General features: G+C 71.5%; 13 protein-coding genes. 7 read left to right on the top strand and 6 right to left on the bottom strand.

Translation table 11 applies throughout. From position 1 onward, the window contains the following. Positions 1-11 precede the first annotated feature (11 nt). The 3 genes from I4Q55_RS11665 to I4Q55_RS11655 are packed head-to-tail and all read right to left on the bottom strand — an operon-like array spanning position 12 to position 3,137. Complete coding sequence (locus I4Q55_RS11665; protein ID WP_206787019.1) at positions 12-1,388, bottom strand: Clp protease N-terminal domain-containing protein; 1,377 nt, start codon at positions 1,386-1,388, stop codon at positions 12-14. Then, a complete protein-coding gene (locus I4Q55_RS11660; protein ID WP_206787016.1) occupies positions 1,381-2,697 on the bottom strand; it encodes a caspase domain-containing protein in 1,317 nt (438 codons plus the stop codon). The genes I4Q55_RS11665 and I4Q55_RS11660 overlap by 8 nt, the downstream gene beginning before the upstream one ends. Next, positions 2,694-3,137: a hypothetical protein gene (locus I4Q55_RS11655; RefSeq protein ID WP_206787007.1), complete on the bottom strand. Its 444-nt coding sequence runs from the start codon at positions 3,135-3,137 to the stop codon at positions 2,694-2,696. Before I4Q55_RS11655 ends, I4Q55_RS11660 begins: the two co-directional genes overlap by 4 nt. Positions 3,138-3,161: 24 nt before the next feature. Between I4Q55_RS11655 and I4Q55_RS11650 the strand changes: the two genes are divergently transcribed. Further along, positions 3,162-3,599: a VOC family protein gene (locus I4Q55_RS11650; RefSeq protein ID WP_307793185.1), complete on the top strand. Its 438-nt coding sequence runs from the start codon at positions 3,162-3,164 to the stop codon at positions 3,597-3,599. A gap of 51 nt (positions 3,600-3,650) precedes the next feature. Further along, complete coding sequence (locus tag I4Q55_RS11645; RefSeq protein WP_206787005.1) at positions 3,651-4,064, top strand: PPOX class F420-dependent oxidoreductase; 414 nt, start codon at positions 3,651-3,653, stop codon at positions 4,062-4,064. A 4-nt stretch (positions 4,065-4,068) separates the two neighbouring features. Here I4Q55_RS11645 and I4Q55_RS11640 read toward each other — a convergent pair whose 3' ends face one another. Further along, entirely contained in the window at positions 4,069-4,902 is an 834-nt protein-coding gene (locus I4Q55_RS11640; RefSeq protein ID WP_206786993.1) for an SDR family NAD(P)-dependent oxidoreductase, read from the bottom strand. A gap of 71 nt (positions 4,903-4,973) precedes the next feature. On the opposite strand from I4Q55_RS11640, the gene I4Q55_RS11635 reads away from it, so the two are divergent. Both I4Q55_RS11635 and I4Q55_RS11630 read left to right on the top strand, forming a co-directional pair. Then, the gene (locus tag I4Q55_RS11635) at positions 4,974-5,879 is read left to right on the top strand and encodes a LysR family transcriptional regulator (RefSeq protein ID WP_206787433.1); all 906 of its coding nucleotides are present in this window, start codon (positions 4,974-4,976) and stop codon (positions 5,877-5,879) included. A gap of 83 nt (positions 5,880-5,962) precedes the next feature. Then, entirely contained in the window at positions 5,963-6,817 is an 855-nt protein-coding gene (locus tag I4Q55_RS11630) for a sigma-70 family RNA polymerase sigma factor (RefSeq protein ID WP_206786984.1), read from the top strand. Here the strand turns inward: I4Q55_RS11630 and I4Q55_RS11625 are convergent. Then, positions 6,814-7,440 carry a (2Fe-2S)-binding protein gene (locus I4Q55_RS11625; protein ID WP_206786982.1) on the bottom strand — a complete coding sequence of 209 codons (627 nt, stop codon included), beginning with the start codon at positions 7,438-7,440 and terminating at the stop codon, positions 6,814-6,816. The genes I4Q55_RS11630 and I4Q55_RS11625 overlap by 4 nt on opposite strands. Further along, positions 7,437-8,288, bottom strand: coding sequence for a putative RNA methyltransferase (locus I4Q55_RS11620; protein ID WP_242545752.1), 852 nt, complete (start codon positions 8,286-8,288; stop codon positions 7,437-7,439). Before I4Q55_RS11620 ends, I4Q55_RS11625 begins: the two co-directional genes overlap by 4 nt. A gap of 173 nt (positions 8,289-8,461) precedes the next feature. Here I4Q55_RS11620 and I4Q55_RS11615 point away from each other — a divergent pair, with 173 nt between their 5' ends. Genes I4Q55_RS11615 through I4Q55_RS11605 form a run of 3 tightly spaced genes read left to right on the top strand, consistent with a single transcriptional unit; the run spans position 8,462 to position 12,502 of the window. After that, entirely contained in the window at positions 8,462-9,847 is a 1,386-nt protein-coding gene (locus tag I4Q55_RS11615) for an ammonium transporter (RefSeq protein WP_206786978.1), read from the top strand. Next, positions 9,844-10,182 (top strand): P-II family nitrogen regulator, encoded by a 339-nt coding sequence (locus I4Q55_RS11610; RefSeq protein ID WP_091306756.1) that lies wholly within the window; start codon positions 9,844-9,846, stop codon positions 10,180-10,182. The genes I4Q55_RS11615 and I4Q55_RS11610 overlap by 4 nt, the downstream gene beginning before the upstream one ends. Before the next feature lie 10 nt (positions 10,183-10,192). Then, complete coding sequence (locus tag I4Q55_RS11605; RefSeq protein ID WP_206786977.1) at positions 10,193-12,502, top strand: [protein-PII] uridylyltransferase; 2,310 nt, start codon at positions 10,193-10,195, stop codon at positions 12,500-12,502. Positions 12,503-12,520 lie beyond the last annotated feature (18 nt).

Genomic DNA, 12,520 nt, shown 5'->3' with positions numbered 1-12,520 from the left:
AGCCGGTGGGCTCAGCCGATCCGCCAGATCTCGGTGTCCACGCCGCCGTAGACCTGCAGGAACGCGTCTGGTGTCGGCCGTGCCGCCGGCCCACGGTAGGCCGGCTCGATCATGCCCAAGAGCTCTGCTTCGATCTTCCATTCGTTGCGCAGATCTTGCATGGTCCGGCTGAGTTCCGCCTCGCCCAGGTTCGGCGACCCGGTGGTGCGGGCGCAGGCCTCGTCGATGAGGTCGATGGCACTCCTCGGCAGGCGATGCCGCCGGTCGTACCGCGAGGCCAGCTCCACAGCCTTGGTCAGCACTTCGTCCTCGATGACGAGGTGGTGGTGGTCGGCGAGCCGGCCGCGCATGACGCGGAGCACCTCCAGCGCGGTATCTGTCGACATCTCCGCCACCTGGATCGGCTGGAAGAGCTGGGTCAGCGCTGGGCTTTCGGCATTGGCCCGGCGGTAGTTCTCCGGTGTCGCGGTGCACCCCACGAGGACGTCGCCGTGCAGCACCGCCGCGCTCAGAATCTCGGCGTGGTCGCCGTGCAGGAGGTCCGAGATGTCGTCGAGCAGCAGGATGACGTCGTCGCGGGCTCGGACTTCAGCCAGCGCTTCGCGCAGGAGATCTCCGCCTTCGCGGCCACCGTGGTCAAGGGCGTGGACCTCCTTGCCCTTGAGTCGTGCCGGTACTTCACCGGCGGCGATTCGCTGGGCCAATCCGTCGAATACCGCGGTTTTTCCGACGCCGTGTTCGCCGACGAGGACCGGGTTGTGCCGCGTCCGGCGGGAGAGAACCTGGACGAGCCGGTCGATCTCCTTGGTTCGTCCGACGGTGGGATCCAGCGCGCTTTGCTGGGCGAGTTCGGTGAGATTGCGTCCCAGCTGTTTCAGCGGTGACGACTGCCCCCGGTTCGGTGCGGCGTGGTCTTCGGTGCGCTCCTGACTCTGTCGGACTGCCGGCGCCACCGGATATCCGAGGAAAGCCTCGACACGGCGTTTTAGCCGCTCATGGGGGACCTTCAGCCGCATGAGCACGTCGGCGGCACCACCGTCGCTTTCGTGGAGCAAGCCCAACAGGAGATGTTCTGTTCCGACATAGCTTTGACCGAGCCGCGTAGCTTCCTTCAACGAGTGATCCAGCACCCTCTTCGTGCCCGAGGTGAACGGGATGCGCACCTTCGACGGCTCGGTGCCCGGCCCGATCAATTCATCGATTTGGTGGCGGAGACCCTCGAGAGTGGCACCCTCGGCCTCCAGCGCTCGCGCGGCGACACCCTCACCTTCGTGTGCTAGGCCGAGGAGGATGTGCTCGGTTCCGATGTAGTTGTGGCTCAACGTCTTGGCCTCCTCCTGGGCCAGGACGACTACTCTTCGTGCGCGATCGGTGAACCGCTCAAACATCCATGACCTCCCGCGAGAGCAACGTCAGGTCGCGCCGGACCCAGGCGGTCTGCGGTGCGTCTTCGCCCAAGTGCACCTTCTGCATCACCAGTAACTCCTTCAGGAGAGCGGCACTTTCCTCGGTCTGCCCCGTCAGGGCGAGGTTGACCGCGAGGACGTGCTGGGCCCGCCAGCAGGCCGGGTCGAGATGACCTGAGACACGGCGAAGGTCGGGCAGAAGCGTCCGAAGCAGCGTGATCGCATCCTCGCGAAGTCCGGCCTCACCGAGGTTCACCGCGAGGAGGTGCCGCGACCGCAGCGTGTCGGCGTGCTCGTCGCCGAGTTCAGCGGTCTGTAGGGCGTGGAGTTTGCGAAGCCGCTCGGACGCCTCCGCCGGGTCACCGCCCTCGCCGATCGCATGGGCGATGAGCTGCTCGGTCCGCCAGACCTTCACGTTCCGGTCGCCGAGGATCGCCTGCTGGCGAGCCAGGATTTTCTCCAGGTCGGGAAGCTGCTTTTGCCAGCTCTCGGCTCGGCCCCGCCGGACGATCTCGGCGATCCGTGTGTCGAGATCCTCTTCGCTCTCGGCTGAAATGGCGTGGTTGCGCGCGATCCGGAACCGGCCCGAGTTCTGGCTCCCGCGCTTCTGCGGCCTGGGCAACCCGGCGGCCGCCATCATGGTCGACAGGTGCTGGTAGACGTCGTCGACCGTCAGAAATTCGCCCGCTTCCGGGATCCCCGTCTTCAGGACCCGCAGCAACCGGCCGGTGAACGCGGTGTGCGGCTCGCCGTCGAGGACGAGGGCGACCTGGTCACGCTGGGCGGATGTCATCAGGTAGGTGCCGTCGATGTCGAGCTGACCGACGACCGCCCCGACCGGGTCGGCGAGTGTTTCGCCCATCGCCCGGCCTGAGTAGCAGGAATCCAGGATGACGACTTTCGTGCGCGCCGGGCTGTCCAGAATCTGATCTCGCAGCGCGTCGTAGGACAGCGACCCGAACGTCGGGTGTTCGAGGTCGCTGTCGGGTAGGCCGAGGTACAGCTCGTGCCGGCGGCCGATGATGCCGTGGCCGACGAAGTAGACGACCAGGAGACCCGTCGCGCCCGTCATCGCCTCGCGGATTCGCCTGCCCAGCTGGGCGATGTCCGGTTCGTCGAGCAGGACTGTGCAGTGCTCGGCCTGGACGAGTCCGTGGTCCGGGTCGGTGAAGACGTCCCGCAAGTCGTTCAGGCACTGTTCGACGACCGGAATGGGCGGAAGGCGCTCGTCGGTGTACTGAGACGTGCCGATGAGGACAACGCGCGATTCCTCCAGAACCGCGGGAATCATGCCGATTCGCCCTCCCGGAACAGGCGGTCGAGGATCGCTTCGATGTCGTCCGAGCCGACTCGGTCGGCATCGATCTCCGTCGTCTTCTCGCCGTTTTCTCCGCGGCTCAGCCGGAGGACGACGTGCTTGCCCCGTGGCTGCTGGACCCAAGCCTTCAACGCGGAGGCGAGCATGGTCAGGGCGCCACCGCTGCCGACCGAAATCAGGATCGCGTCCGCGATCGTCCCCAGTTCGCCGGGCTTCGGCGCCGCGTGGCGTTTCTTCACCGCCGGTCTCAGCTCGGGGTCGCCGCGCAGCCAGTCGAGCAAGGACTCCTGCAGTAGTGCATCGTTCACGGAAACAGCGATGTCCATGTGAATGCTCGCCCACCCTCTCGGCCGGTGCAACGTGCCGGGGATGTCGTGGAGACATTCCGTCTTGTTACGCGCGGTGCCCGCCACCTTTCGCGGCTACGCTCTGAGTCCGTGACGGTGCGCTGGAGCGTGACGATCGACTGCGCGGACCCCCGCGCGCTGGCGAGGTTCTGGGCGGTGGCCCTCGGCTACATCGAACGTCCGCCGCCGGCGGGGTTCGCGAGCTGGGAAGCGTGGTTCAGCCGGCACGGCGTGCCCGAGGCGGAGTGGGACGACGGCGCGTACTTGAGCGATCCGGAGGGCGTCCTGCCGAGCCTGAGCTTCCTCAAGGTGCCCGAGGGGAAGGTCGCCAAGAACCGCGTCCACCTGGACCTCCAGGCCGGCGGCGGGCGTGACGTGCCGTGGGAGACGCGCTGGGAGCGGGTCGTGGAGGCGGTCGCCCGGCTGACCGCCGCGGGCGCGGCGGTCCTGCGCGAGCACCGGCTGGACGGCCGTCCGGACCACTTCGTGATGGCGGACCCGGAGGGCAACGAGTTCTGCGTACTGTGATGCCTCGCGCGTTCGTTCACCGGTGTACCCACGCCGCACGAAGGAGTTGTCATGGCGTTCACGGCCGATGAGCTCGGCTATCTGCGTTCCCAGCCGCTCGCCCGCGTGGCCACCCTCGGCCCGGGTGGCCAGCCGGACCTCGTCCCGCTCGCCTTCGAATACGACGGCGAGCACTTCTGGGTCGGCGGTGTCGGCGCGGCCGTGACCTCGACGCGCAAGTTCCGCAACGTCGCCGCCGGGCGCCGGAGGGTTGCGCTGCTGGTCGATGACCTCGTCTCCCTGCAGCCGTTCATCGCCCGGGCGATCCGGGTCTACGGCGTCGCGGACGAACCGGTGGAGCGCACCGGCCTGGTCGGGCCGGGACTGTACGCGCGGATCACGCCGAAGATCTCGTGGAGCTGGAACATGGCCGGGGAGCCGGTGGGCGAGACCTGGTACGAGCCGCGCCGGGCCGTGCACCGCTAGCCGGTCAGGCCGCCGGGCTGCCGCTGGTCCACGGCAGCACCCGCCCGAACCGGACCAGTTCGCCGTAGGTCGCCGGGTCCACGTCCGCGAACACCAGGTCCAGCACCGCCCGCGCCGCCTCCTCCGGGGTCTGCGCCCGGCTGAAGTCGCTGAACCACGGCCGCGACGCGCGTGTGTCCACCAGGCCCGGGCAGACGGCCGCCACCAGGGTGCCGGCCGCCAGGTCCGCGTCCCGGCGGAGCGCCGCCACCGCGCGGACCGCCGCGACCTGCGCCACCTTCGACGGCACGTTGATCCAGTCCGGCCAGCCCGCCGCCCGCGCGGTTCCGTCGTGGATCGCCGAACGCCAGTCCTCGACCGCCTTCTCCACCTCGTCCAGCGAGACGCCGTCGAAGCGCGGCCGCAGCGGCTCGGGCAGGTTGCCCAGGGTGCCCAGCGTGCTGGCGACGACGAGCAGCCGCCCGCCCGGCCGCAGGACCGGCCCGAACGAGCGCAGCACCGCGTGGGTGCCGCCGTTGGCGACGTCGAGGAAGACGTCGGCCTGCTCGGCCTGCGGGCGGTCGGGCGTCAGCGGACCGATGGCGTTGGAGAGCACGATGTCGACCGGCTCGGCGAAGCGAGCCACCGCGGCCGCGTCGGAGACGTCGAGGACGCGGCCTTCGACGCGGCTGCGCGTCGCCGGATCGGCGGCGACGGCGGCGGCCGCCGCGGCCACCCGGCCGGCGTCGCGGCCGGTGAGCAGGACGAGGTCTTCGGGGGCGAGGCGGGCGGCGAGCCCGCGGACGAGGGCGAAGCCGAGGCCCTGGTTGGCCCCGGTCACCACGGCGGTACGTGTCATACCCGCACGCTAAGCCGACCCGAGTCCATGCGAAAAGCGAGAATCGAGCAACCCTGGTATGCGTGAACGTCATGGACTTCGGCGACGTCACCCTGCTCGCCCTGCGCGTGTTCCGCGAGGTCGCCGAACGCGGCACCCTCACCGCGGCCGCGACGGCGCTCGGCTACACGCAGTCCGCGGTGTCGCGGCAGATCGCGTCGCTCGAACGAGTGACCCGAACGCCCGTGCTGGAGCGGCGGCCCGGCGGCGTGCGCCTCACCGCCGCTGGGAACGTCGTGCTGCGGCGGGCCGTCGCGGTGCTCGACGAGATCGACGCCGCCGGGCGCGAACTGGCCGGGCTGCCCGCCGACGCCGGGACGGTCCGGCTGGGCTGGTTCCCCAGCGCGGGCGCGGTGCTGGTGCCGCGCGCGGTCGCCGAACTGCGGCGGACGCACCCCGCGGTCACCGTCGTCACCCGGGAGGGCACGACGCCGGTCCTGGTCCGGGCGTTGCGCGCGGGCACGGTCGACTTGGCGGTGCTCGGCTCGGCCCCGCCGTTCCGCCCGCCGGACGCCGAGACGCCGGCGTTGCGCCTGGAGACGCTCGCCGAGCGCACCCTCCGCGTTGCCGTGCCCGCGGGGCACCCGCTGGCCGGTGCCGGCCAGGTCGACGTCGCGGACCTGCGCGGGCAGCGGTGGATCGCCGGGCCGTCGGCGGGCGCGGAGACGCTGATGGGCGTGTGGCCGGGCCTCGACGAGCGCCCCGAGATCGCCCACACCGCCCGAGACTGGCTGGCCAAGCTGAGCCTCGTCGCGGCCGGCTGCGGGCTGACGACGTTGCCGGCTTCGCTGGCCGAGGCGGTGCCACCCGGGGTGCGGGTGCTGGCCGTGCGCGGCGGCCCGGCGGAGCGGCGGCGGGTCGTGCTGGCGCGCCTCCCGGGTCCGGTGTCCGAACCCGCGGCGCTGCTGGCCGACGTCCTGCGCCGCGCCGCCGGATGACCCAGATCACTTCCGTTCCGGTCACATCGGCCGTCGCCGTGGGGTCTACTCCTACGACCGGCGAACGGAAGGAACGGGACACAGTGGACGCGCTGACCGAGCGGTTCGAGCAGGAGCGCCCGCGGCTGCGCGCGGTCGCCTACCGGATGCTGGGCTCGGCGGCCGAAGCCGACGACGCCGTCCAGGAGGCGTGGCTGCGGTTCCACCGCTCCGACGCCGGCGAAATCGGCAACATCCCCGCGTGGCTGACCACCGTGGTCGCCCGGGTGTGCCTGTCCCTGCTGCGCACGCGCCGCAACCACCGCGAAGAACCCCTCGACGGCCAACCCGAGCCGGACGACGGCCGCCGCGATCCGGAGCAGGAGGCGGAGCTCGCCGACTCCGTCGGGCGGGCGCTGCTGGTGGTCCTCGACGCGCTGGGCCCGGCCGAGCGCGTCGCGTTCGTGCTGCACGACATGTTCGCGGTGCCCTTCGACGAGATCGCGCCGATGATCGGCAAGACCCCGGCCGCCACCCGGCAGCTCGCCAGCCGCGCCCGTCGCCGGGTGAAGGGCGGCGAGACGGCGGACGCGGACCTGCCCCGGCGCCGCAAGGTCGTCGAAGCCTTCCTGGCGGCGTCCCGCGGCGGCGACTTCGAAGCGCTCCTGGCCCTGCTCGACCCGGACGTCGTGCTGCGCGCCGACCGGTTCGCCGGTCCGAGCCCGGCGCCGATCGTGCTGCACGGCGTCGAGAGCGTGCGCCGCGGCGCGATCCTGGCGTCCGAGCGGGCTCGCGCCAGTGAACTCGCCCTCGTCGACGGCACCCCCGGCCTGCTCATGGTCCGCGAGGGACGGCTCGCGGTGGTCCTGAAGTTCCAGGTCGACGCCGACCGCATCACGGGCATCGAGGTCATCGCCGACCCGGAGCGGCTCGCCGCGCTGGACCTGGCGGTGCTCTAACCCAGGGCGGCGCGAAGACGGGCTTCGCGCTCTTCGGGCGTCTGACGCGGGCAGCTCACGCACTTCGGGTTGCCCACTTCGTAGATCAGGCAGCACGAGGCACGCCGTACGGCGGGAGTGCGGCCGACGCGCACGAAGCGCGGCTTGGGCAGGCCGAGGTCGATCGCTTCGACCAGGGGTTCGGCGAGGGCCATCGCGCGTTCCGGGTCGGGCGTCCAGAGCAGCCGGTTGCCGATCGAGTCGGTGGCGATCGCGCCCAGCGCCCGCTCCCGCGCCCCGCTGACCGCGGCGATGGTGGCGATCGCCGTCCCGAGGGCGCCGGTGAGCGCGGCGCCCACCGCGGGGAGGCCGCCGTCGAGGGAACGGGTGGACCGGGCACCCAGGAACCGCCCGTCGGTGACGAGGTCGAGCTCCACGGCGTCCAGCGACGGATCCACCGGCCGTCCGGCCACCAGGCCCTCCACCGCCGGGGCCACCAGCACCGAGGAGAGCGAATACCACCAGATCGTCCCCAGCACCTCCGGCCGCGCGCAGCCGTACAGCTTCGCCGCGCCGCCGATGCGGGCGCGCACCCAGTCCTCGTCCGCGAGCCGGGTCGCGGACACGGTCCAGCCGGGCTTCACCCCTGCCGCCGGTACGTGGAGACGGTGAACGACACCGTGACGACCTGGGCCTCGCTCAGCGCGTCCAGGCGCTCCCGGCGGCCGTCGCGGTCCAGGTGGAACCCCGCCGGACCCATCTCGACCGCCTGGCGCACCTGCCGCGGCGTCAGCTCGACCTCGCGCCGCACCTGCGTGCGCCCGGTGCGCGTGAAGTACTCGCCGAGGGTGGCGTCGAGCCGCTCGTCCTTGCGCTCGTCGACGGCCAGGACCAGGTCGCCCAGCTCGCGGAGGTGGTCCGGCGCCGGCGCGGCGACGACCAGCAGGCCGCCGGGCCGCAGCACGCGGTGGAATTCGGGCCCGTTGCGCGGCGCGAAGACGTTCAGCACGACCGACGCCACGCCGTCGCCCACCGGCCACGGCTCCCACAGGTTCCACACCGCCGCGCCCAGCCGCGGGTGGGCCCGCGCCGCCCGCCGCAGGGCGACCGCCGAGACGTCCAGCGCGAGCCCGAACGCCGCCGACGTCTCCAGCACGCGCGCGAGGTAGTACCCCGTGCCCGCGCCGGCGTCGACGACGAGGCCGTCCGCCTCCGCGCAGACGCGGGCCAGTTCGTCGGCCAGGGGTTCGTAGGCGCCCGAGGAGAGGAAGCCGGCGCGGGCCGCGACCATCGGCGCGGTATCCGCCGTCCCGGCCGGGATTCGCGCGTGCAACAGGTTCACGTAACCCTGTCGCGCTAGATCGAAAGAGTGGCGGTTTCCGCAACGCAGCGTGCGTCCCGCTGGGCCGATCGGGTCACCGCAGACCGAACACCGCAACGCCGCCACGACCGAGGGTGGCAGTGGGTCATTCCCGTGGTCGCCCGGTGTCATGGGGATATTCGACCACGACGTTTCGCAACCGGACACTCCAGGAGGGGTCCTGGGAAACCTGGCCGTAACAACCGGGCGCGGACAGTTCACGCGGGCGAAACCTCACGAGCCGCCCCGTGAAACACCGCGCGCCAAAACTGCCAACGCACGAACCCAGGGCACGGGAGGACGATGTGCTGAACGCAGGAGACACCGCGTGGGTATTGGCCAGCGCCGCGCTGGTCATGCTCATGACCCCAGGACTGGCGTTCTTCTATGGCGGCATGGTCCGCGCGAAGAGCGTCTTGAACATGCTGATGATGAACTTCATCGCGCTGGCCGTCGTGGGGGTGCTGTGGGCCCTCTACGGGTTCACGATGTCCTTCGGCGACGACGCGTTCGGAGGCTTCATCGGTAACTTCCACTTCGCCGGCCTCGAAAACACCTTCGGCAAGCTCGCCGGCTTCGCGGTCGCCGCCACCGACACCACGCCGGCGGTCGCCTGGCCCGGTTCGGACGCGCTGCCCGTCCTCGCGTTCGTGATGTTCCAGCTGATGTTCGCGATCATCACGCCCGCGCTGATCTCCGGCGCCATCGCCGACCGCGCGAAGTTCTGGGGCTGGACGCTGTTCGTCGTCATCTGGGTGACGGTCGTGTACTTCCCGGTCGCGCACTGGGTGTTCTCCTTCAACGGCTTCATCGGCGAGAACTCCGTCGGTGGCTGGATCGCCAACAACCTCAAGGCACTCGACTTCGCCGGTGGGACCGCGGTCCACATCAACGCCGGTGCCGCGGGTCTCGCCCTCGCGATCGTGCTCGGCAAGCGCAAGGGCTGGCCGAAGGACACCGGCCGGCCGCACAACGTGCCGTTCGTGCTGCTCGGTGCTTCGCTGCTGTGGTTCGGCTGGTACGGCTTCAACGCCGGTTCGGCGCTGGCCGCCAACGACCTCGCCGCCGTCGCGTTCACCAACACCACCGTCGCCACCGCCGCCGCGGTGCTCGGCTGGCTGATCGTGGAGCAGCTCAAGTTCGGCAAGCCGACCACCCTCGGCGCGGCCTCCGGCGCGGTCGCCGGCCTGGTCGCCATCACCCCGGCGTGTGGTTTCGTGAGCCCGCTCGGGGCCATCGCGATCGGCCTCATCGCCGGTGCGGTCTGCGCGCTCGCCATCTCGCTCAAGTTCAAGTTCGGCTTCGACGACTCGCTCGACGTCGTGGGCGTCCACCTGGTCGGCGGCATCGTCGGCACGCTGCTGATCGGCTTCTTCGGCACCACGAGCGTCAACGCGCTCGGCGCGGACGGCCTGTTCTACGGCGGTGGGCTCACCCAGCTGGGCCGTCAGGCCGCGGCCGCCGGTGCGGTGCTCGCGTACTCCTTCGTGCTGTCCTTCATCATCGGCTTCGTGATCAAGAAGGCCGGCGGCTTCCGCGTCAGCACCGAGGACGAGGTCAGCGGCATCGACGAAGCCCAGCACGCGGAGAGCGCCTACGACTTCACCGGGTCGGGCGGTGGCCTCGGCCACCCGTCGACCGTCCCGGTCAAGTCCACCCCGGCCGCGAAACTCGAGGAGAGCAAGGCATGAAGCTCATCACGGCGATTGTCAAGCCGTTCACGCTCGACGACGTCCGCTCCGCGCTGGAGCAGCTGGGCGTGCTGGGCATGACGGTCAGCGAGGTCCAGGGCTACGGCCGGCAGAAGGGCCACACCGAGGTCTACCGCGGCGCGGAGTACTCGGTGGACTTCGTGGCCAAGCTGAAGGTCGAGGTCGTCACCGACGACACGAACGTGGAGAAGGTCCTCGAGGCCATCACCACGGCCGCCCACACCGGCAAGATCGGCGACGGCAAGCTGTGGGTGACGCCGGTGGAGACCGTCATCCGGGTACGGACCGGCGAGCGCGGCACGGACGCCCTATAAGGCGTCTGGGATGGCCGACGGGGGCGAACTGGTCAAGGCCACCGAGCGACTGCTCGAGGGCAGGCACGGGAGGCTGGGGGCGTCCGCTTTGCGGGCGGCCCTGGTCGACCTCTACGAGTTCTGGCTGGGCAGGGGAGCCTCGGCGGCCGGCGTCGACACCGCGGAACCGGGTGTCGCGCTGGTCGCCGTGGGCGGGCTCGGCCGCCGGGAGCTGGTGCCGTTCTCCGATCTCGACCTGCTGCTGGTGCACAACGGCAACAGCGGCGTCGGCGAGATCGCGGACGCGCTCTGGTATCCCTTGTGGGACGCCAAAGTCGGGCTCGACCACTCGGTCCGCACGCCCGGCGAGGCGCTGAAGGTCGCTTCGGAAGACCTCCGCGTGGCGATGGGCCTGCTCGACGCCCGGCACCTCGCCGGGGACGCCGAGCTGAGCGGCCGGCTGGTTTCCGCGGCGCGTGACCAGTGGCGGCGCACCGCGCGCAAGCAGATCCCGGACCTGACGGCGTCGGTCCGGCAGCGCTGGGCACGCAGCGGCGAAATCGCGCAGTCCGCCGAACCGGACCTCAAGCACGGCCGGGGTGGGCTGCGGGACTTCGCCGTCCTGGAGGCACTGGCCGCGGCACAGCTCACCGCGCGTCCGGGCGAGGAACTCCTGGAGGCGAAGGGACTCCTGCTCGACGTCCGCACCGAGCTGCGGCGCGAGATCCGGCGCGAACGGGACGTCCTGTCCGCGCCGGAGGCCGAGCTGGTCGCGGCCGAACTGGGGTTCGGCGACCGGTTCACGCTGGCCCGCAAGCTTTCCGGGGCGGGCCGGACGATCGCGTACGCACTCGACGTCGCGCTTCGGTCCACTGTGGATCCTCCGAAGACGCGGTTCGGACGGCGTCCCGCGCGGACGCCGCTGGCCGAAAACGTGGTGCTGCACGGGAACGAGGTCGCGCTGGCCCGCGACGCCGTCCCGGCGAAGGACCCGGCGCTGCTGCTGCGCGTCGCGGCGGCGTCGGCCCGCACGGGCAAGCCGATCGCGCTCGGCACGCTCAAGGCGCTGGCCGAGTCGGCACCGGAGCTGCGCGCGCCGTGGCCGGCCGAGGCGCTGAACGCGCTGGTCGAGCTGCTGGGCGCGGGTGAGGGCCTGGTCGACGCGGTGGAGTCGCTCGACCGGACGGGCCTGTGGTCCCGGCTGTTCCCGGAGTGGGGCGCGGTCCGCGACCTGCCGCCGCGGTCGCCGGTGCACCAGTGGACGGTCGACCGGCACCTGATCCGCACCTGCGTCGAGGCGGCCAAGCTGACCACCACGGTGTCGCGGCCGGACCTGCTGCTGATCGGCGCGCTGCTGCACGACATCGGCAAGGGCCGCGACGCGGACCATTCGGAGCTGGGCGCCAAGATCTCGGCCCAGGTCGCGGCCCGGCTCGGGCTCTCGGCGACGGACGCGGCGACGGTGTCGTCGATGGTCCGCCACCACCTCCTGCTGCCGCACACGGCAACGCGGCGCGACATCAGCGAGCCGGCGACGGTGGCTCGGGTGGTGAAGACCCTGGACAGCGACATCGTCCTGGTCGAGTTGCTGCACGCGCTGACCCAAGCCGACTCCCTGGCCACCGGCCCGGGCGTGTGGACGGACTGGAAGGCCCGCCTGCTGGCGGAGCTGGTGTCGGGCTGCGAGGAAGTGTTGCGCGGCACGGGGTTCACGGCCCCCTCGCCGATGGACGACGAACAACGCGAGCTCGTCGCTTCGGCGGTGGCGTCGGGCACGGGCGAGATCCGGATCAGCTCGCACGGCAAGGTGGTGACGGTCCTGCTGGCGGTCCCGGCCCGAGCGGAGCTGCTGGCCCCGGCGGCGGGCGTGCTGGCGCTGAATTCCCTGGAGGTCCACTCGGCGATCCTGCGCGGCCACGACGGCGGCCGGGCGGGGGTGTTCACGGCGTCGCCGAAGTTCGGCTCGCTGCCGGACGCGACGTTGCTGAGGGAGCAGTTCGCCCGCGCGGTGGCGGGGACCTTGCCGCTGACACAGCGTCTGGCGGCGAAGGAGCGGGACTACGGGTCGCCGGCTCCGGTGGCGCCGAAGGTGCTGTGGTTCGACGACGAGACGACGGGCCCGGACACGGTGGTCCTGGAGCTGCGCGCGGCCGACCGGATCGGCTTGCTGTTCCGGGTGGCGGGCGCGTTGCGCAGGTGCGACGCGGAGGTCCGCTGGGCGAAGGCGTCGACGCTGGGCGGAGCGGTGGTGGACTCGTTCGCGGTGACCCCTCGAAGCGGCCGCATCGAGCCGGGCTGGCGCCGCGAGGTGGAGCAAGCGGTCCTGACCGCGGCTTCCTGACCAGCCCGCCTCCGAGCG

It is taken from the genome of Amycolatopsis sp. MtRt-6 (genome assembly GCF_017308975.1).
In the GTDB taxonomy this organism is placed as follows: Bacteria; Actinomycetota; Actinomycetes; order Mycobacteriales; family Pseudonocardiaceae; genus Amycolatopsis.
This window is presented reverse-complemented; position numbering and strand designations above follow the sequence as displayed.

Coding starts and splice junctions, on each gene's coding strand:
- I4Q55_RS11665 (WP_206787019.1), bottom strand. CDS start 1,388: ATGTTTGAGCGGTTCACCGATCGCGCACGAAGAGTAGTCGTCCTGGCC.
- I4Q55_RS11660 (WP_206787016.1), bottom strand. CDS start 2,697: ATGATTCCCGCGGTTCTGGAGGAATCGCGCGTTGTCCTCATCGGCACG.
- I4Q55_RS11645 (WP_206787005.1), top strand. CDS start 3,651: ATGGCGTTCACGGCCGATGAGCTCGGCTATCTGCGTTCCCAGCCGCTC.
- I4Q55_RS11640 (WP_206786993.1), bottom strand. CDS start 4,902: ATGACACGTACCGCCGTGGTGACCGGGGCCAACCAGGGCCTCGGCTTC.
- I4Q55_RS11635 (WP_206787433.1), top strand. CDS start 4,974: ATGGACTTCGGCGACGTCACCCTGCTCGCCCTGCGCGTGTTCCGCGAG.
- I4Q55_RS11620 (WP_242545752.1), bottom strand. CDS start 8,288: ATGACACCGGGCGACCACGGGAATGACCCACTGCCACCCTCGGTCGTG.
- I4Q55_RS11610 (WP_091306756.1), top strand. CDS start 9,844: ATGAAGCTCATCACGGCGATTGTCAAGCCGTTCACGCTCGACGACGTC.
- I4Q55_RS11605 (WP_206786977.1), top strand. CDS start 10,193: ATGGCCGACGGGGGCGAACTGGTCAAGGCCACCGAGCGACTGCTCGAG.